This is a genomic window from Bacillus sp. 05T22, from assembly GCF_056396765.1.
This window is the reverse complement of record NZ_JBFTMC010000121.1, coordinates 1-19258: the sequence shown is the minus strand read 5'-3', so window position 1 is coordinate 19258 and position 19258 is coordinate 1. Positions and strand designations below refer to the sequence as shown.

General features: G+C 36.8%; 15 protein-coding genes and 3 pseudogenes. 13 read left to right on the top strand and 5 right to left on the bottom strand.

The features are described from left to right. The first annotated feature begins 304 nt into the window (after positions 1-304). From ilvE to ilvA, 6 genes are read left to right on the top strand one after another with little or no spacing between them, the layout of a single operon-like run. Positions 305-1204 carry a branched-chain-amino-acid transaminase gene (gene ilvE / locus AC1DIT_RS24030; RefSeq protein WP_016114377.1) on the top strand — a complete coding sequence of 300 codons (900 nt, stop codon included), beginning with the start codon at positions 305-307 and terminating at the stop codon, positions 1202-1204. A gap of 24 nt (positions 1205-1228) precedes the next feature. After that, positions 1229-2953 (top strand): acetolactate synthase large subunit, encoded by a 1725-nt coding sequence (gene ilvB, locus AC1DIT_RS24025; RefSeq protein ID WP_016132718.1) that lies wholly within the window; start codon positions 1229-1231, stop codon positions 2951-2953. Next, positions 2950-3180 (top strand): ACT domain-containing protein, encoded by a 231-nt coding sequence (locus AC1DIT_RS24020; protein ID WP_016114379.1) that lies wholly within the window; start codon positions 2950-2952, stop codon positions 3178-3180. Before ilvB ends, AC1DIT_RS24020 begins: the two co-directional genes overlap by 4 nt. Positions 3181-3195: 15 nt before the next feature. Continuing rightward, the gene (locus AC1DIT_RS24015; protein ID WP_016114380.1) at positions 3196-4209 is read left to right on the top strand and encodes a ketol-acid reductoisomerase; all 1014 of its coding nucleotides are present in this window, start codon (positions 3196-3198) and stop codon (positions 4207-4209) included. Between the two features lie 43 nt (positions 4210-4252). Then, positions 4253-5926 carry a dihydroxy-acid dehydratase gene (gene ilvD / locus AC1DIT_RS24010; protein ID WP_016114381.1) on the top strand — a complete coding sequence of 558 codons (1674 nt, stop codon included), beginning with the start codon at positions 4253-4255 and terminating at the stop codon, positions 5924-5926. Between the two features lie 32 nt (positions 5927-5958). Beyond that, positions 5959-7221 carry a threonine ammonia-lyase IlvA gene (ilvA, locus tag AC1DIT_RS24005; protein ID WP_016132719.1) on the top strand — a complete coding sequence of 421 codons (1263 nt, stop codon included), beginning with the start codon at positions 5959-5961 and terminating at the stop codon, positions 7219-7221. 46 nt (positions 7222-7267) lie between these two features. Here the strand turns inward: ilvA and AC1DIT_RS24000 are convergent, their stop codons facing one another. Continuing rightward, complete coding sequence (locus AC1DIT_RS24000; protein WP_016114383.1) at positions 7268-8365, bottom strand: CapA family protein; 1098 nt, start codon at positions 8363-8365, stop codon at positions 7268-7270. Positions 8366-8829: 464 nt separating this feature from the next. Here AC1DIT_RS24000 and AC1DIT_RS23995 point away from each other — a divergent pair, with 464 nt between their 5' ends. Then, positions 8830-9543, top strand: coding sequence for a DUF554 domain-containing protein (locus tag AC1DIT_RS23995; RefSeq protein WP_016114384.1), 714 nt, complete (start codon positions 8830-8832; stop codon positions 9541-9543). A gap of 59 nt (positions 9544-9602) precedes the next feature. On the opposite strand, the gene AC1DIT_RS23990 is transcribed toward AC1DIT_RS23995, so the two are convergent. The 4 genes and pseudogenes from AC1DIT_RS23990 to AC1DIT_RS23975 form a co-directional block, all read right to left on the bottom strand. Beyond that, on the bottom strand, positions 9603-10331 hold the full coding sequence (locus tag AC1DIT_RS23990) for an ABC transporter permease (RefSeq protein WP_016132720.1): 729 nt from the start codon (positions 10329-10331) through the stop codon (positions 9603-9605). Positions 10332-10456: 125 nt separating this feature from the next. After that, positions 10457-11047 carry an ABC transporter permease gene (locus AC1DIT_RS23985; protein WP_016114386.1) on the bottom strand — a complete coding sequence of 197 codons (591 nt, stop codon included), beginning with the start codon at positions 11045-11047 and terminating at the stop codon, positions 10457-10459. After that, positions 11022-11534: pseudogene (locus AC1DIT_RS23980) on the bottom strand (AAA family ATPase); the annotation flags it as partial. The pseudogene AC1DIT_RS23980 and the gene AC1DIT_RS23985, both read right to left, overlap by 26 nt. A 17-nt stretch (positions 11535-11551) precedes the next feature. Beyond that, positions 11552-11902: pseudogene (locus AC1DIT_RS23975) on the bottom strand (TetR-like C-terminal domain-containing protein); the annotation flags it as partial. A 132-nt stretch (positions 11903-12034) separates the two neighbouring features. On the opposite strand from AC1DIT_RS23975, the gene AC1DIT_RS23970 reads away from it, so the two are divergent. The 6 genes and pseudogenes from AC1DIT_RS23970 to AC1DIT_RS23945 all read left to right on the top strand — a co-directional run. Further along, entirely contained in the window at positions 12035-13219 is a 1185-nt protein-coding gene (locus AC1DIT_RS23970; protein WP_016114389.1) for a YhgE/Pip domain-containing protein, read from the top strand. 237 nt (positions 13220-13456) lie between these two features. Next, positions 13457-14986 carry a cardiolipin synthase gene (locus AC1DIT_RS23965; protein ID WP_016132721.1) on the top strand — a complete coding sequence of 510 codons (1530 nt, stop codon included), beginning with the start codon at positions 13457-13459 and terminating at the stop codon, positions 14984-14986. 151 nt (positions 14987-15137) lie between these two features. Continuing rightward, the gene (locus AC1DIT_RS23960) at positions 15138-15593 is read left to right on the top strand and encodes a MarR family winged helix-turn-helix transcriptional regulator (RefSeq protein WP_016114391.1); all 456 of its coding nucleotides are present in this window, start codon (positions 15138-15140) and stop codon (positions 15591-15593) included. A 34-nt stretch (positions 15594-15627) separates the two neighbouring features. Then, positions 15628-15999 (top strand): ATP synthase subunit I, encoded by a 372-nt coding sequence (locus AC1DIT_RS23955; protein ID WP_016114392.1) that lies wholly within the window; start codon positions 15628-15630, stop codon positions 15997-15999. A 405-nt stretch (positions 16000-16404) separates the two neighbouring features. Then, on the top strand, positions 16405-16959 hold the full coding sequence (locus tag AC1DIT_RS23950) for a recombinase family protein (RefSeq protein WP_016132722.1): 555 nt from the start codon (positions 16405-16407) through the stop codon (positions 16957-16959). A 90-nt stretch (positions 16960-17049) separates the two neighbouring features. Then, a pseudogene (locus tag AC1DIT_RS23945) lies at positions 17050-19020 on the top strand (Tn3 family transposase); the annotation flags it as partial. Between the last annotated feature and the right edge of the window lie 238 nt (positions 19021-19258).

The following is a 19258-nucleotide window of genomic DNA, read 5'->3' as shown; positions in this document are numbered from 1 at the left end:
CCTTGGAGCATCGCTTGCGAAAGGAAAACTGAGTAGAGGGCGGCGGTTTCATCTCCGGTAAAAGGATGAAAGTCTGATAGGACTTACAAAGCTTATATTTTGTGAGAAATATAAGGAAGCTGAGTGGTACCACGATTCCCTCGTCTCAGCAATGGATTGCTACACGTTTGTAGAAAATCGATTGTTGAGACGAGGATATTTTTATAGTTAATATACAGAAGATTCAGATAAAATATATTCTTCTCAGCAATCGATATAAAGATGGATTGCATGTAAATAGATAAAAAAAGAGGAGCGATGTAGGATGGGAAACCAGTATATCTATATGAATGGGGAATTAGTAGAAAAAGAAAAGGCGGTTGTATCTGTTTATGACCACGGTTTTTTATATGGAGACGGCGTATTTGAGGGGATTCGTAGCTACGGAGGAAATGTATTTTGTTTAAAAGAGCATTTAAAGCGTTTATATGAATCTGCGAAATCAATTTTACTAACGATCCCGATGACAGTAGAAGAGATGGAACAGGCGGTTTTACAAACACTGCAAAAAAATGAATATGCAGATGCATATATTAGATTGATTGTTTCAAGAGGAAAAGGAGATTTAGGACTTGACCCAAGAAGCTGTACGAAACCAAGCGTCATCATTATTGCGGAACAGTTAAAGTTGTTCCCACAAGAATTTTATGATAATGGTCTTAGCGTTGTATCTGTTGCGTCTCGTCGAAATATGCCAGATGCGCTTGATCCACGTATTAAATCGATGAACTATTTAAATAACGTACTCGTAAAGATTGAAGCAGCACAAGCGGGTGTGCTAGAAGCGCTTATGTTAAATCAGCAAGGGTATGTTTGTGAAGGATCGGGAGATAACGTGTTCGTTGTGAAAGATGGAAAAGTAGTAACACCACCTGCATATTTAGGAGCTCTTGAAGGGATTACAAGGAATAGTGTTATTGAACTTTGTGAAAGGTTAGGTATTCCATGTGAAGAAAGACCATTTACTCGCCACGATGTATACGTGGCAGATGAAGTTTTTTTAACTGGTACAGCAGCTGAGTTAATTCCAGTAGTCAAAGTAGATTCAAGAGAAATCGGAAATGGAAAGCCAGGGGAAGTAACGAAACAGTTAACAGAAGAATTTAAAAAGTTAACGAGAGAGCGAGGAGTGCGCGTTCCGGGACTAGCGGAAAGCTTAGCTTAACGAATAGGGGAAGGAGTTAGCGAAATGGTGGAACAACATGCAGTGTGTGATGAAGTGGATTACGGAAAAATAAAAAAAGTAACAGGTGCCGGACATGTCATCCAATGCTTGCAAAAATTAGGTGTAACAACAGTGTTTGGTTATCCAGGCGGAGCTATTTTACCAGTTTATGACGCCCTGTATGGCAGTGGATTAAAACATGTGTTAACGCGACATGAACAAGCAGCTATTCATGGAGCAGAAGGGTATGCGAGAGCTTCTGGAGAGGTCGGGGTAGTATTTGCTACCTCCGGCCCAGGAGCTACAAACTTAGTTACTGGTTTAGCAGATGCGTATATGGATTCGATTCCTTTAGTGGTAATTACAGGTCAAGTGGCGACACCTCTCATTGGAAAAGATGGATTTCAAGAAGCGGATGTTGTGGGAATTACAATGCCGGTTACAAAACATAATTATCAAGTACGAGATGTAAATCAGCTATCACGTATATTACAGGAGGCATATTATATTGCTAAAAGTGGACGGCCAGGCCCAGTATTAATTGATATTCCAAAGGATATTCAAAATGCTATTGTAACGAACTTTTTTGAAGGGGAAGTTCAAATTCCGGGTTATAAGCCACGAATCGTCCCAGACAAAATGCAGCTGGAGAGCGTAGCGGAGGCCATTTCAAAAGCAGAGCGCCCGCTACTATATATCGGCGGCGGTGTAATTCATGCAGATGCAACCGAAGAGCTTCTAACATTTGCAAGAGAGAACCGTATTCCAGTCGTTTCGACTTTAATGGGACTCGGCGCTTATCCACCGGGAGATCCACTGTTTTTAGGAATGCTAGGCATGCATGGTACGTATGCCGCAAATATGGCAGTAACGGAATGTGATTTACTTCTTGCCTTAGGTGTTCGTTTTGACGACCGAGTAACAGGAAAGTTAGAACTATTTTCACCTCATTCTAAAAAGGTACATATCGATATTGATCCAGCGGAACTTCATAAAAATGTGACTGTAGAATATCCAGTTGTTGGAGATGTGAAGCGAGCGTTGCACATATTAGGAGATATGCGAATAGAGTGTCAAACTGATACATGGGTAGAGAGAGTAAAAGAATGGAAAGAAGAGTACCCACTGTCATACGAACAACAGGGAGGGAAATTAAAACCACAACATGTAATTGCTTTACTAAGTGAACTAACAAATGGTGAAGCAATTGTGACCACAGAAGTTGGGCAGCATCAAATGTGGGCAGCGCATTTTTATAAGGCACAAAAACCGCGAACATTTCTTACATCTGGCGGACTAGGAACGATGGGGTTTGGATTCCCAGCAGCAATCGGTGCTCAGCTTGCCTTTGAGGATAAGTTAGTTGTTTGTATTGCGGGAGATGCTTCATTTCAAATGAACATTCAAGAATTGCAAACAATTGCTGAAAATAATATTCCAGTGAAAGTTTTTATTATTAATAACAAGTTTTTAGGTATGGTAAGACAATGGCAAGAGATGTTCTATGAAAATCGTTTATCAGAATCACAGATTGGATCACCTGATTTTGTGAAAGTAGCAGAAGCATATGTAGTAAAGGGTTTGCGTGCTACAAATCCGATTGAAGCGAAACAAGCCATGTTAGAAGCATTTTGTTATCAAGGGCCAGTTGTTGTTGATTTTTGTGTAGAAGAGGGCGAAAACGTATTTCCAATGGTTCCTCCTAATAAAGGGAATCATGAAATGATTATGAAGAGGTGGGAAGAATGAGTCATACTTTTTCACTCGTTGTCAATAACGACCCTGGAGTTTTACTAAGAGTAAGTGGGGTTTTTGCTCGGCGTGGTTATAATATTTCTTCTTTAGATTTAAATGAAGGAGAAACGAGAGAAATTTCGAAAATGAAACTTACAGCGGTTTGTACTGAAAATGAAGCGACACTGCTCGTAAATCAGTTGAAAAAGTTAATTGATGTATTGCAAGTAAATAAATTATAAGGAGTGTATGAAAAAATGAAAACATATTATGAACAAGATGCAAATTTAGAGGTATTAGCAGGGAAAACGGTGGCAGTAGTTGGTTATGGGTCACAAGGTCATGCGCAAGCGCAAAATTTACGTGATTCCGGTGTTCATGTTGTAGTGGGGGTTCGTCCAGGAAAATCTTTTAACGTAGCGAAAGCGGATGGTTTTGAAGTAATGTCAGTTTCAGAAGCGGTACGAACCGCAGACGTTGTACAAGTATTATTGCCAGATGAACAGCAGGCACATGTATATCGAAATGAAGTAGAAAAGAATCTTCGCGAAGGACAAATGTTACTTTTCTCGCATGGATTTAATATTCACTTTGGACAAATTCAGCCACCAAGTTACGTAGATGTAGCGATGGTTGCGCCAAAAAGTCCAGGACATCTTGTTCGCCGCGTATTTCAAGAAGGAAATGGTGTTCCAGCTTTAGTTGCCGTTTATCAAAATGCGACTGGAAACGCTTTTGATGTAGCTCTTGCATATGCCAAAGGAGTTGGTTGTACACGTGCTGGTGTAATTGAAACATCATTCCAAGAAGAAACAGAGACGGATTTATTTGGAGAACAAGCTGTATTATGCGGCGGGGTAACTGCACTTGTGAAAGCAGGCTTTGAAACGTTAACAGAAGGTGGATATCGTCCGGAGATTGCATATTTCGAATGCTTACATGAGCTAAAGTTAATTGTTGATTTAATGTACGAAGGTGGTCTAACAAATATGCGCCATTCTATTTCAGATACAGCAGAGTTTGGTGACTATGTAACAGGATCTAGAATTGTTACAGATGAAACGAAAAAAGAAATGAAACGAGTTCTTGCGGAGATTCAGCAAGGCGAATTTGCAAAGAAATGGATTTTAGAAAATCAAGCAGGACGTCCAACTTACAATGCGATGAAAAAGGCAGAGCAAAATCATCAACTTGAAAAAGTAGGAGCAGAATTACGAGAGATGATGACTTGGATCCAGCAACCAAAGGGGAAAGAGTTAGTGAAAAAGTAGTAGGAGATAGATAAGTGAAAATGAACAGAAGGGACTTGAAAAGATGAGAAGTGACATGATTAAAAAGGGATTTGACAAAGCACCACATCGTAGTTTATTAAAAGCAACTGGTTTAAAAGATGAAGACTTTGATAAGCCGTTTGTAGCAATTTGTAATTCTTTTATTGAAATTATTCCAGGTCATAAACATTTAAATGAATTTGGTCGTCTTGTAAAAGAAGCGGTACGTGCAGCTGGTATGGTTCCGTTTGAGTTTAATACAATTGGGGTAGATGATGGGATTGCGATGGGGCATATCGGTATGCGCTATTCGCTCCCAAGCCGTGAAATTATCGCCGATTCAGTGGAAACGGTAGTAAATGCACACTGGTTTGATGGGATGATTTGTATTCCGAACTGTGACAAAATCACACCAGGTATGATGATGGCCGCATTACGTGTTAACATTCCGACTGTATTTGTTTCTGGTGGTCCAATGGCTGCAGGGAAAACATCAAAAGGAGAAGTAGTCGACTTAAGTTCCGTTTTTGAAGGGGTAGGTGCCTATCAATCTGGGAGAATTTCAGAAGAAGAGTTAAAGGATATTGAAGATCACGGTTGTCCATCTTGTGGTTCTTGTTCAGGTATGTTCACTGCAAATTCAATGAACTGTTTATGTGAAGTATTAGGGCTTGCGCTTCCTGGGAATGGTAGCATTTTAGCAACAGACCCAAGGCGTGAAGAACTAATTCAACAAGCAGCTGAAAAATTAAAAGTATTAATTGAATGTGATATTAAACCACGAGATATCGTAACAGAAGAAGCGATTGACGATGCATTTGCATTAGATATGGCGATGGGAGGATCAACAAATACGGTATTACATACGTTAGCAATCGCACAGGAAGCGGGACTTGATTATGATATGAGCCGAATTGATGCAGTTTCAAGACGCGTTCCACATTTATGTAAAGTGAGCCCAGCTTCTAATTGGCATATGGAAGATATTGATCGTGCAGGTGGTATCAGCGCTATTTTAAAAGAATTAAGTAGAAAAGAAGGTGTACTCCATCTGGACCGTATTACAGCTACTGGCCAGACATTACGAGAAAACATCGCTCATGCAGAGATTCAAGATAAAGAAGTAATTCACTCTCTTGAAAATCCTCATAGTGAAGAAGGTGGTCTGCGTATATTAAAAGGAAACCTTGCAAAAGATGGTGCTGTTATTAAAAGTGGTGCAACAGAAGTGAAACGTTTTGAAGGACCATGTGTTATTTTTGGGTCTCAAGACGAGGCGCTTGCAGGGATTATGCTAGGTAAAGTGAAAAAAGGAGATGTTGTTGTTATTCGTTATGAAGGCCCAAGAGGTGGACCTGGTATGCCAGAAATGTTAGCTCCAACTTCAGCAATTGCTGGTATGGGATTAGGCGCAGATGTTGCACTATTAACAGATGGTCGGTTTTCAGGCGCATCACGCGGCATTTCAGTAGGACATATTTCACCAGAGGCTGCTGCTGGCGGAGAGATTGCACTTCTCGAACAAGGCGATATTGTATGTATTGATGTAGAGGAACGTTTACTTGAAGTGAGAGTAAGTGATGAAGAATTAGAAAAACGGAGGAAAGAATGGAAAAAACCAGAGTTAAAAGTGAAAACAGGATGGCTTGGGCGCTATGCACAAATGGTAACATCAGCGAATACAGGTGCAGTGCTAAAAATGCAAAATTTTGATTAAATCCATATAAAAGAGATAAGGAATGATACGAGATGGTGCAAAATGTAAGGGAGAGAGTGAAAATCGAAGATATCCTTGTGGCTCATAATCATATGAAGGATATCGTCAATAAAACACCGCTCCAGCGGGATTCAGTTTTATCTGAGAAATATGAATGTGATGTATATGTGAAACGAGAAGACTTACAAGTAATTCGTTCGTTTAAAATTCGAGGTGCTTACAATTTAATTCAAAGCTTATCGAAAGAACAATTACAAAATGGGGTTGTATGTGCTAGTGCTGGTAATCATGCGCAAGGGGTTGCTTATACGTGTAATTTATTGAAGATTCAGTCTAAAATTTTTATGCCAACAACAACACCTAAGCAAAAAGTATCTCAAGTACAATTTTTTGGTGGTACTTATGCGGAAATTGTGTTAGTTGGGGACACATTTGATAGCTCTTTCCAAGAAGCGCAGCACTATTGTGAGGAAAATAGCATGATGTTTGTTCATCCGTTTGATGATCCATATGTAATTGCGGGTCAAGGGACAGTCGCTGTTGAAATCTTACACGATATGGAGAAACATGTGGATTATGTCTTCACAGCAATTGGTGGCGGTGGTTTAGCATCAGGTATTGGTACATATGTAAAAGGTGTGAGTCCTACGACAAAAGTAATCGGTGTGGAACCAAAGGGAGCAGCATCGATGAAAGAAGCTTTTTTACAAAATGAAAACGTGGCCCTAGAAAAAATCGATAGTTTCGTTGATGGAGCAGCTGTCAAAAAGGTAGGGAAATTAACCTTTGAAACGTGTAAAGACGTATTGGATGATATTGTATTGATTCCTGAAGGGAAAATTTGCACAACGATTTTAGAATTGTACAAGAAAAATGCAATCGTTGCGGAGCCAGCTGGTGCTCTTTCAATTGCGGCACTCGATTTTTATAAGGACGAAATTAAAGGGAAAACCGTTGTTTGTACGTTAAGTGGTGGAAATAACGATATTGATAGAATGCAGGAAATGAAAGAACGCTCTCTCATTTACGAAGGGTTAAAACATTATTTTATAATTGAATTTCCGCAACGTTCAGGAGCATTGCGAGAATTTCTTGATAAAGGATTAGGACCAGAAGATGACATCACTCGTTTTGAGTATATTAAAAAACACAATAAAGAAAATGGGCCTGCACTTGTTGGGGTGGAGCTAAAACATAAGGAAGATTATGAGCCATTAATTAGCCGTTTTCAAAAAAATAATATTCAATTTATGGAGCTAAATAAAAATCCTGTTTTGTTTGATTGGTTAATTTAATATACAAAAAGAAAGGAAGCTTTTTAGTAAAAAGCTTCCTTTCTTTCTAACTACGTTTATTTTTAATTGTTCCAGTTTCATCAATTTCTACATCAGTTGAAACGGTTTGTAAATATTGTAATGTTTTTTTCTTTTCCTCAGGAGTGACTGGTGAAATTTGATCATTACGAATGATATAAGGATTAAATGACATTTGTACATCTTTTCCTTTAAATGTAAGAGTTAATACACCTGTTTCAGCACTTTTCCCTTTTACATAGTTAGGGAACAGGAAGTTTCCTAATGAATAAGCGACAGGGACTTTGTTGTAGTATTCAAATCCTTGTAACCAATGTGGGTGACTTCCAACAATCGCATCAGCACCAGCTTCGACTATTTTCGGTACATATTGTTTTTGGTAGTCTACAGGTCTATTAGATTTTTCAACACCCCAATGCATATACACAATCAGATAATCGGCGTCTTTCTTTTGTTCTTTAATCGTTTTTGTTACTAGATTGATATCATATCCATTTGCAACACCTGGCTTGTCTTTACCAGCTACCCAGGTAAAGTCAGGCATAAAACGAACAAAGGAAAGGAATTTAATTTTTTTCCCTTTTACTGTGATTTCTCTAGCGGTGTATGCATCATCTGCATTTTTTCCAGCTCCAATATAAGGGAGTTTTAGTTTTTCTACATGAGATATCGTATCCATTAAACCATCTTGTCCATAGTCGAGCGTATGGTTATTGCCAATATTCACAATGTCATAGCCTGTGTTTTTAATAGCTTGTAGTGTGGAAGGATCGCTTTTGATCCAGAATGACTGACCAGGGGCTTTTTTCTCCCGTGTTGTAAATGCAGATTCCAAGTTTATAAAGGAGATATCAGCTTTGGTTATTTCATCTTTCACATGCTGGAACGGATAATCAGCACCGTTTTTTTGAATAGCTGGTCGTAAATTCCAATCGAACATCGTATCACCAGAGAAAGTAATTGTAATTTCAGGATTCTCTTTCTTCTTTGTGTCCGTTGCTTTTTCCGTTTTATTTTCTACCCCAGCTATATCTTTTGCTTTTGATGTAAAGGAGTTATTTATCAATAAAACAATCGGTGTAATGAGAATTGCTATTAAAATAAATCGTTTAAATAAAGGTGTCATAGTTATCTTTCCTTTTTCTTTTTATATCATGACTTCCTTTTAGAAAGTTCAATGATGAGAGTTTCATATAATATGTACAAAAATGAGTAAGTGCTTAATAGTTTATCCCGCTATTTATGGACAGTAACACTCCCGTCTTAAAATTCAGCGGAAGCAAAGAGGTTCAGGTGGGAGATGAACTGCCCGTAAAAGTCTGATTGGTGAGAGCTGATTAAAGTTTCACTTTATGTATGTTAGACATGATATGTAGGATAAAAGATGCTTCTGTTAGATTATAGGCATGTATTGAGAGCTCATCTTATAGTGTATGCAATATTACGGTAACATGAAACGAGGAAAAAATACAATACATAAGTCGATTTTACTTGTGTGCTTTTGAAAATTCTGTTAAAATTCCGTGTATTTTGTTGTATGTTAGATATAAAAATTAAAAAATAATGGTTGAAGAGGATGGAGAAGGCATAATGGTTATATTAGGAGCAGTAGTGAACGGAATTTGTATACTAATTGGTACTATATTAGGTAAACTATTAAGCAATATTCCAGAAAGTATGAAAGGGACAGTTATGCATACAATTGGTTTAGCTGTTACTGTACTTGGTCTTCAAATGGGATTGAAAAGTGAAAACTTTCTCGTTGTAATTATAAGTCTTGTCATTGGTGCAGTGATTGGAGAATGGTTGGAGTTAGAAGAAAAGTTAAAGAGTTTAGGGGATTGGCTAGAAAAAAAGGTTGGCTCAAAAGGAGAAGGGAGTATATCTCTCGGATTTGTGACAGCTACATTAATCTTTGCCATCGGAGCAATGGGGATACTTGGAGCTTTAGATAGCGGTATCCGAGGCAATCATGATGTGCTATTTACAAAAGCAATTATTGATGGATTTATTTCTATTATTTTAACGACAACACTCGGAATAGGCGTACTATTTTCAGCAATACCAGTCATTTTATATGAGGGAGGTATTGCGATTTTCGCGACGCAAATTAATAGTGTTGTACCAGAGAAGCTAATGAATCAGTTTATCGTAGAAATGACTGCGACTGGTGGTATTATGATTTTTGCAATCGGACTCAATTTGCTTGGATTTATTAAGATAAAAGTGGCAAATTTATTACCTGGGATAGTGGTAGTTGGGATTATTGTTTCTATTATATATGGATATGATTTGTATGTTTAGTTAGGCTGAATAGCCCAATCCTGCTTTGAAACAGTTTTGGGCTATTTGTATGTAAAAAATTAATATGCTTTTTTCATAAAATGAACAAAGCCACCTATAAATAAAATCACAAAGCTCCCGATTACGACAAATACTAGTGTTTGAACAGAGATATAAAACAGCCCAGAGCCTTCTTTAGGAAGCATAGCGAGAAAAGGTTGGGACCATGGATAGATGGGACCGAACCTTGCAGAATTCGCAATTATCATAGCGAGTATGGAAGCTATAACATTTAAAGCAATCGGTGCTGCAAAGCTGGACCAAATACTTGAAACCCATAATTGTAAGGCGATTAAAGGGAGGGTAGCAATCCAGCCGCCTACTACACTTTTTACTATAGTAGCTAGAGGGAATGGCCCAGGGACATGCAAAAGTTGTCCAACGTTAATATAACTTATAATGAAGAAGACTTGCATCGCACCTATAAATAAGAGAATAAAGAGAAATTTTATAATATAGACGTGATATCGTGATATAGGTTGTACTAAAAGTTGTTTCCAACCACCATTTGAATGTTCATATCGGCAAATAAATGCAGTGAAAATGCCTGTTAATAATGGAAGAAGCAACATACCATGTACCATTATCATGATATTATAAATTAACTCCCAATGTTTATAATCGGGATAGTTTGAGGCATTTGCATAAGCTGTTACTCCTGCTAAAATCGGGCTTAAAAATAGTAATGTCCATATTTTGGTTTTTTTCATTTTATAAAATTCAGCTTGTATGGTTTTAAGCCAAAGCATTATTTATGCACATTCCTTCTAGTAAAATCTGCTGTTTCAATACATAACATACATATACCAACGATTAGGCCTATTGCTACACATAGAAGTGGAGACCCCCAGTCAATACGTAGGCTTGGCCATCTTCATATGAACCAATTGGGAAGAGCTACTGAAAATATTGTGAAAATAGTTCCTAAAAGTCCGATTGTAAATGCGATACTTTGGTTTTGAAATATGATAGCAATCCATAGTTGTAGCGCTACAATCGGCAGTGCCGACCAATAAGGATAGAAGCTCATTTTAAATATAGAAATCCATGGAATTGAAGCATCGAATTGTAATGCTAAATCCAATCCAACTATGCCAAGCAATAATAAGGAACAAGATACAGCGAGCAGGAAAACTACCAGTATGAATTTTACTAGAAAAATATGTCGCTTATTAATAGGTAAGGATAAGAGATGCTCCCATGAACTAGAATGATGCTCTATGTGTGCAATTAAAGAAGTAACAATCGTAATTCCTAATATAAGAGTTGTGAGAGCAAGCGGTTGAGCTTCAGAAATGAGGCCGCTCCATAAGTCTTTCGCATATTTCTTTGTCAACCAATCATATCGAAGAAAAAAGTTACATGCTTGAAGAGAAATAACACCTATTGGTCCTAAAAAGATTAAAAACCAAATCCACTTTCTTTTTATTTTTAAAAGTTCAGATTGAAAGAGGCGTTTGTACATGTGTCTCTTCCTCCTTTATAAGCTGTAAGAATATTTCTTCGAGTGACTTTTTATTTTCTTCAATTCGGAATACAGAAATGTTATGTGTTACAAGTGTTTTTACAATTTCGCCAACAGTTTCATTTGATACATTTGATAGAATAATTTGATTCTCCTCTTGCATAGAAGGAATCCCTTTAGCGAGAATGAGCTTCCAAGCTGCATCTGGTTTGTCTGTCCTAAGTGTAATAGAATGCTGAGCATGGCGGCGCAATGTTTCTATTTTGTCTTGAAAAATAAGCTTTCCTTTTGCAATGATACCAACATAAGTTGCCATTTGATCAATTTCACTTAATAAGTGACTAGATATAAGGATGGTAATTCCTCTTTCTTTTGCTAATTGCTTAATTAACGTACGAATCTCATGAATCCCCTCTGGATCAAGTCCGTTTGTCGGTTCATCTAAAATTAATAGCTGTGGATCACCAAGTAAGGCAATTGCACTTCCCTGTACAGTTGCTCCTTCTAGCCCTCATTAAACAAAGTAAAACCCACTGCACACAAGGGTCCTTTAGTCATAAGCTTCACTAATTGTTTTGCAGTATATTTCGGTGAATATTTCATGTCATTTTGAAGCCACCAAATTGCCATCCCAACAACACAGGAAGTGATGAAATGGAATACCATATCCTTTGGAATATCTAAGTCATGGTCTTCAATTTTAAGCTCAATGAAATTTTGTTCAAGATTATCCATAATAGTCTGCTGCATTTTTAGGTTAAAATCATGAATGCCATGAGGTCCAAGCATGCTTTTATAAAAGTCTGCATGTTTTAATATACACTCAAATATGGATTGTAAAATCCCCTCGAATTCCCCCTAAATGTAAATTGCAATGTGTAGTAAAAACGATATAATTTCATTATAAACAACATGTTTTTATTATAAGCTACATGTTGTTCGTTATCTATCTTTTTGTTGGATGAATGCTAGGAGGAATAATTTAAAATGCTTACAGTAAAGCAATTTTTCAAACAAAAGATGATTCTAGGTGGCGTTTTAGGTATTATGGCTGCTGTTATCATCGCTAGTTTTGCTTTTATGGGTTCAACTGTTAATCCTATACCCAAAGACTTGCCGATCGCTATGGTAATACAGGATACAGGTGTGAACTTACCAGGACAAGGAAGTGTAAATTTAGGAGATAAAATAAAAGAGCAAATTCTGCAAAATAAGCAAAGCCCAGTTAAATGGACGTTCTTACAAACGCAAGAAGATGTATTGCAAGGGATGAAGGATAAGAAGTACTACGCTGCCATCGTGTTTCCACCAGAAATATCCCAGCAACTTGTATCGCTGACCACACCTAAGGGACAACAAGCCGAGGTACAAGTCTTGGTGAATCAAGGAATGAACTATAATGCCGCAATGGTTTCGAGCCAAATGATTGATAGGTTCATTGGAGGGATAAACGAAAATATCCGTAATACCTTGCTTGATCAGCTTTCACAAAGAAATATGACACTAACAACTGAACAGGCAAAGTTATTGGCAAACCCATTTATTGCTAAAACGGAGTTGATTCATCCAGTTCAAGCACGTACAGGTAATGGAAATATTCCTATAATGCTGACACAAATCTTATGGATTACTACTCTTATCAGCTCCTTAGTCTTATTTATAGCTGTCCAAAAGTTTACAAACGGACGCGTTACAGGAAAATCAGTCCTATCACAGATTCTTGCAGGTTCTGTTTTCGTGACGGTAATTGCAAGTTTAACCCTTTTCATTGCTCATACCATACTCGATGTAAACATACCGAACCAAGGAGAAATTTTCTTATTATTACTTTTCTTTGGTTTCATGTTCTTCCTTTTGCAAAGTGCAGTACTCAACTGGATTGGCCGTGTCGGGGTACCAATATTAATGGTAGTCTTCTTCTTTTCTATGCCAACCTTATCACTGGCACACGAATTTCTTCCGGATGTGACAAAACACTGGTTGTATTCTTGGACTCCTTTTAAGTACAGTGTAGAAGCATTTCGTAACAGCTTCTTCTTTGGAGGATACGGGATAGGCTCATATGTTCAGACGATGGGGTTTCTTGGACTTGTATCTCTTATAATTATGGTACTGGCTGTATTCAAAGGGAAAGATAAACAAAAAGGTTCTTTATCTACTGAGTCAGTGTAGAGAGAGTAGATCTAAAGCCAAAGAGATACAAGGGATTTCCCTTGTATCTCTTTGGCTTTCATGAGCTCGACTTTATTCAGCATCATTTACATAAATGGAATATCACAAAATTCCATTTATGTAAATGATATGACGGACTAGAGCAGCAACCCTGTGATTCTCCCTTATAGAAATGTTAGGTTACAGCTTCCATATATGAATCCTATATTTAAGAAAGAATAGGTGAATTTTATAAAGATGAAAAACCCTAAAGTTCAATTATTATTTGTATTTACACTTGTCTCTATCGTTCTCTTTCTGTTGAATATATCCATTATCTCACTATACAACTTTGTCGACGTACTATGGTCTATCACAATAGTAGGAATTGCCTTCATTATTTTTATCGAAAACCGTTCCCCACAAAGTACTTTAGCATGGTTTTTAGTATTAGCACTTCTTCCCGGTGTTGGTGTAATTTTGTACTCTCTTTTTGGCCGAAGTCGTTGGAGAAGAAAGAAGCATCTACATCGTTCAGAAGAGCAAAGAAAATTATTCCGTGAGATTTTAGAAGGAAAACGCCTAGATTTATCATTCACTTCCTCATTAAGTGAGCGTTCTACTTATTTAACACAGGTTGTACAAAAATTCGGTGGCGGTCCTGTTGCCAATAATACCACAACAAAACTCTTAACAAATGGGGATCAAACATTTACAAACATTATACAAGCTATTGAAAATGCTACACATCATATACATATTCAATACTTTATTTATCGAGCAGATGAAATTGGTACAAAAATTCGCGATGCATTAATTAAGAAAGCAAAATCTGGTGTAATTGTACGCTTTCTTTATGATGGGATCGGAAGCAATTCATTACGAAATCGTTTCTTACAACCCATGAAAGATGTAGGAATTGAGGTTGTGGCATTTGATCCTATTCTTTCATCATGGCCACTTGAAACAATAAATTATCGTAACCATCGTAAAATTGTCATTGTAGATGGAGAGATTGGTTTTACAGGTGGGCTCAACGTTGGCGATGAGTATCTTAGTCGTTCTAAAAAATTCCCAATTTGGCGTGACAGCCACTTAAGAATAGAAGGAAAAGCATTGTACAAATTACAAGCAATATTCCTTGAAGATTGGCTTTATGCCACTAATGGTTTAAATACTTATTCTTGGAATCAATTTATGAATAAAAAATACTTTCCAGGTAAACAAAATTCTCATGCAGAAGGTGCTATTCAAATTGTAGCAAGTGGACCAAGTTCAGATGATACAAACATTCGTAATACTTTACTTGCTGTTATAGGTTCTGCTAAGAAAGCAATTTGGATCGCAACACCTTATTTCATTCCGGACCAAGAAACATTAACATTACTACGTTTAAGTGCAATAGCTGGAATAGATGTCCGTATTCTATATCCAGGTAAGAGAGATAGAATTATTAGTGATCTAGCATCTCAATCATACTTCACACCACTTCTAAAAGCCGGTGCTTCAATTTACAGCTATAAAGATGGTTTTGTGCACGCTAAAATTGTACTTGTAGATGATGAAATTGCAACAATTGGCACAGCAAATATGGATGTCCGTAGCTTTGAACTAAATTATGAAATCATTAGCGTACTTTATGAATCTAAGACAGTTCTTGATATTAAACGTGATTTTGAAGAGGACTTTAACCATTCGTCTGAAATTCGATGGAAATCATTTCAAAAACGTAGTATTCGAAAACGAATACTGGAATCCCTAATGCGTCTAATTTCCCCTTTATTATAATTCCGAAAAAAGTAATCAAAACAAATTTGCTTACTTTTTCCTTTACACTAACATAAAGATATCATATAGTTAAGTTAATTAAACTTAACTATATGTCGAAACGAAAAAACGGCGTACAATGAAATAACAGAATGATTGGAGGAAGAATAATATGACCAGTTCTTATAAAGAAGTAATTACCGACATGAACCGAGCCTACAATGAATTAAACATTTTACTATCTCAGGAGTTAAAGAATGAGTTTGGTCTTACAGCGCAGCAAGAGAACATGATAATCTATATTAATTTAAATAAAAATACTACAGCTAACAGTATTGCGACCACTTTTAATATATCCAAAAGTGCTGTCAGCCAAGTTTTATCTAAATTGGAGAAACATAATATGATTTCGAAACACGTAAATCCTAACAATAAACGTGAGTATTTCCTTACACTTGGTCCTAACGGTAGCAAGTATATAGAACGATTGTCTCAGCTAGATGATTTACTTATTGAGAAATACTTCTCTAAAATTGATATCGAAGCCTTGCAGCAAATGACCGATACCTTAATTAAAATAAATCAAATTATACTGGAAGAAAAGAAGAAGACCCTTGAGCCTAAGTAATAAAGTCTCAATGAGAAAGGTAAAGGAGTACAGCATGATTCGTATGGCACTAAGGGCATTTAAAATACAAATGTATTATTTGCTAGGCACGATGTTATTAGGATGGATTATGACGCCTTTTTCGCCCCATTTTTTAGGTGCAAGCATTGGCTTGCTTGTTAGTATGTATTGTGTTTGGATTTTAGGAAGGCGTATTGAAAAGTTTGGAGATAGCATTGTAAAAAAAACAAAAACACCGACGCTTGGTATGATTAATCGGTTTGCAGCAGCGATACTCGGTGCGATTATTATGTATGAGATTGAACACCATAGTGTCATATGGACATTTGCTGCCGGAATTATGGGTGGTTATTTCTTAATTGTGATTAATTTAGGGTATTATAGCATGAAAGATGGGAAGAAATAGATTAGCATAAAACTTTTTTTGGGACACAGCACATCGCTATCAAGCTCAGGTTAATAAAAGTCATTTTCAAAAATGGCTTTTTTCTTTTTCTAAAAAACCAGTGTAGATTATTGGAAATTCTGCATATCAAATAAACCCTAACGGGTTTCATTTTTTTATTGGGGTCCCGTCAGCCAAATGACATAAAAACCACGTTAAGACATTTTTCGGAAGTGAAAACCTTGATTTTTGTAAGCTAAGGATTGTAACTAAAACGACCATTTTTGTTACAGCAGTTTGTATCAAAATATGAAGTCAAGTAAACCAGCAATCCCGGCGTAACAAAAATGTGTAACAAAATTATTTGTAACAATATATATTAAAAGACATTTTTGATACAATAAAAATAAAAAAAGGAAGAATTACATGAAATTTGGATATATGCGAGTGTCTACGATTGATCAAAATTTAGATCGCCAAGAACAACAATTAAAAGAAGCCGGTTGTGAACGTATTTTCTTTGAAAAAATAACAGGAGTTAAACGAGATCGTCCTGAGTTGAATCGTATGTTAGAATTTCTACGCCAAGGAGATACAGTAGTAGTAACAGATTTGACTCGTCTTTCTCGTTCTACAAAAGATTTAATTGAAATTGCCGAACTCATTTCTCAAAAAGGAGTAAACTTGAAAAGTCTAAAAGAAGCTTGGCTTGATACAACAACAGCACACGGAAAAATGCTCTTTACTGTTTTTGCAGGGATTGCTCAATTTGAAAGAGATTTGACCTCTGAACGAACAAAAGAGGGAATCATAGCAGCCAAGAAACGTGGGAAGCATCCCGGAAGACCCAAAACTGATGAAGAAAAGGTAAATTATGCTTTATATCTTATAGATCAAGGAATGAATCGTACTGATGCTGCAGAAAAAGCTGGTATCTCTCGCATGACGCTGTATCGTAAAATACAACAAAAAGATAATTAGCAATACAAATGAATGGCACAGAGTAGAAATAATATATCATTATTTGCTACTTTGCCCCTGGTTACAGCAACGCTGGTACTGGGCCAAGGTATATGTGATGCACTTATTAAAGCAAAAGAAGAAGGAATAGATGCTTTTACAGCATTAGATGGTGTAATGCCCTGGAATAAAATTGTAGAATCAGTTGAAGAAGCTAAACAGCTATCTAGGCCTGTTAACTATGATTATTTGGATTTATTGGAAACTCGATACTCTTACTTAAGAAAATACACACCTACACTATTACAAACATTTAAGTTTGGAGCAACGAAGTCTGCTGAACCTGTTTTGCAAGCATTGGAAACCATCCATGAGTTAAATGAAACTGGTAAGAGAAAAGTACCAATAGACGCGAATCTTAGTTTTGTTTCAAATCGTTGGCAAAATCATGTGTATGATGAGGAGGGGAATATTAATCGTCATTACTATGAACTTGCAGCACTGACAGAATTAAGAAACTATATTCGATCAGGAGACATATTTGTTCCTGGAAGTAGGCAACATAAAGCATTTGATGATTATCTTGTATCTCAAGAGAATTGGAAAAGTGTAACTAGTGTGCAAGATTTTCTTGCGGTCCCGATCAGAGTTGAAGAATATTTAATGGAACGTATAGACTCGCTAAACCAACGTTTAGATTGGTTATCTCGAAATAGTAACGACCTAGAGGGAGTTGATATAGCAAAAGGTAAATTCTATGTTCACCGACTCGATAAAGATACACCTGAAGAAGCAAAAGTCTATAGTTCCCGTCTATACAGTATGTTACCTAGGATAAAACTAACAGATTTATTACTAGAGGTGGCGAGTTGGACTGGGTTTCATGAACAATTTATTCATGCCTCAAGCAATAAAGCTCCTAATGAGGAAGAAAAGAATATTCTGTTGGCAACCATTATGGCTATGGGAACAAACATAGGTCTAACTAAGATGGCGGAAGCTACTCCAGGTATTTCTTATAGACAAATGGCCAATGTTGCTCAATGGAGAATGTATGAAGATGCTATGAATCGTGCTCAAGCGGTTTTAGTCAACTTTCATCACCAACGAAAGTTAGTAACATACTGGGGAGATGGAACTACATCATCTTCTGATGGTATGCGCATGCAAGTAGGCGTATCTTCTTTGCATGCTGATTCAAACCCTCATTATGGTACAGGAAAAGGCGCTACAATTTATCGCTTTGTTAGTGATCAGTTCTCTTCTTTTTATACAAAAGTAATTAATACAAATGTTCGTGATGCTGTTCATGTTATTGATGGTTTACTACATCATGAGACAGATCTTAACATTGAAGAACACTATACAGATACAGCTGGGTATACTGATCAAGTATTTGGTTTAACTCATATACTTGGGTTTCGTTTTGCCCCTCGTCTTCGTGATTTAGCTGATACTAAATTGTTTACTATAAATGGCATTCAAGAATATCCTGATGTACAAGCACTTCTTAGAGGCAAGATAGATATAAAGGTAATTCAAGAAAACTACGACTATGTATTACGTTTAGCGTACTCTGTAAGGACAGGTAAAGTTTCTGGAGCTTTAATCATGGGAAAATTAGGTTCTTACGCAAGACAGAATAAGCTTGCTAAAGCACTTCGGGAAATGGGGAGAATAGAAAAAACGATATTTACCCTGGATTATATTTCAAGTAAAACTTTGAGAAGACGTATACAAAGGGGATTAAATAAAGGTGAAGCTGTGAATGCACTTGCCAGAGCTATCTTCTTTGGAAAACTTGGTGAATTTAGAGAACGCGCTCTCCAAGATCAATTACAACGAGCAAGTGCACTCAATATCATAATCAATGCTATTAGTGTTTGGAACACGGCTTATTTAGAGGAAGCTACAGAAGAGCTCAAAAAAAAGGGAGAATTCAGGGAAGAGTTAATGCCCCACGTGTCCCCATTAGGTTGGGAGCACATAAACTTTCTAGGTGAATATAACTTTGATGTAGCATATGATTCAAGTTTACGTAATTTACGCCCATTAAATAAAAAAGAGCCGGTTTACTCTTAGCGGAGTAAAATCCGGCTCTTTTTTTGTCGGAATTTGCTTAGCGTGGTTTTTTTCCGAAATGCTGGCGGTACCCCATGCCCATCAACTTAAGAGTGGAAACAAGATGAACTCTCGTTTATATAACCAAAAAAACTCTTGAAATATTTGGCATCTTTAAAAATGAGCATACCTCTTTAAAAATGAGCATACCAAATAAACCTAGATAGGTATCGTTTTTTAAAATTATGCAGCTTTCTTT

What these genes read in the sequence shown, in the direction of transcription:
- ilvE (WP_016114377.1), top strand. Translation starts at nt 305, where the DNA reads ATGGGAAACCAGTATATCTATATGAATGGGGAATTAGTAGAAAAAGAA.
- ilvB (WP_016132718.1), top strand. Translation starts at nt 1,229, where the DNA reads ATGGTGGAACAACATGCAGTGTGTGATGAAGTGGATTACGGAAAAATA.
- AC1DIT_RS24020 (WP_016114379.1), top strand. Translation starts at nt 2,950, where the DNA reads ATGAGTCATACTTTTTCACTCGTTGTCAATAACGACCCTGGAGTTTTA.
- AC1DIT_RS24015 (WP_016114380.1), top strand. Translation starts at nt 3,196, where the DNA reads ATGAAAACATATTATGAACAAGATGCAAATTTAGAGGTATTAGCAGGG.
- ilvD (WP_016114381.1), top strand. Translation starts at nt 4,253, where the DNA reads ATGAGAAGTGACATGATTAAAAAGGGATTTGACAAAGCACCACATCGT.
- ilvA (WP_016132719.1), top strand. Translation starts at nt 5,959, where the DNA reads ATGGTGCAAAATGTAAGGGAGAGAGTGAAAATCGAAGATATCCTTGTG.
- AC1DIT_RS24000 (WP_016114383.1), bottom strand. Translation starts at nt 8,365, where the DNA reads ATGACACCTTTATTTAAACGATTTATTTTAATAGCAATTCTCATTACA.
- AC1DIT_RS23995 (WP_016114384.1), top strand. Translation starts at nt 8,830, where the DNA reads ATGGTTATATTAGGAGCAGTAGTGAACGGAATTTGTATACTAATTGGT.
- AC1DIT_RS23990 (WP_016132720.1), bottom strand. Translation starts at nt 10,331, where the DNA reads ATGCTTTGGCTTAAAACCATACAAGCTGAATTTTATAAAATGAAAAAA.
- AC1DIT_RS23985 (WP_016114386.1), bottom strand. Translation starts at nt 11,047, where the DNA reads ATGTACAAACGCCTCTTTCAATCTGAACTTTTAAAAATAAAAAGAAAG.
- AC1DIT_RS23970 (WP_016114389.1), top strand. Translation starts at nt 12,035, where the DNA reads ATGCTTACAGTAAAGCAATTTTTCAAACAAAAGATGATTCTAGGTGGC.
- AC1DIT_RS23965 (WP_016132721.1), top strand. Translation starts at nt 13,457, where the DNA reads ATGAAAAACCCTAAAGTTCAATTATTATTTGTATTTACACTTGTCTCT.
- AC1DIT_RS23960 (WP_016114391.1), top strand. Translation starts at nt 15,138, where the DNA reads ATGACCAGTTCTTATAAAGAAGTAATTACCGACATGAACCGAGCCTAC.
- AC1DIT_RS23955 (WP_016114392.1), top strand. Translation starts at nt 15,628, where the DNA reads ATGATTCGTATGGCACTAAGGGCATTTAAAATACAAATGTATTATTTG.
- AC1DIT_RS23950 (WP_016132722.1), top strand. Translation starts at nt 16,405, where the DNA reads ATGAAATTTGGATATATGCGAGTGTCTACGATTGATCAAAATTTAGAT.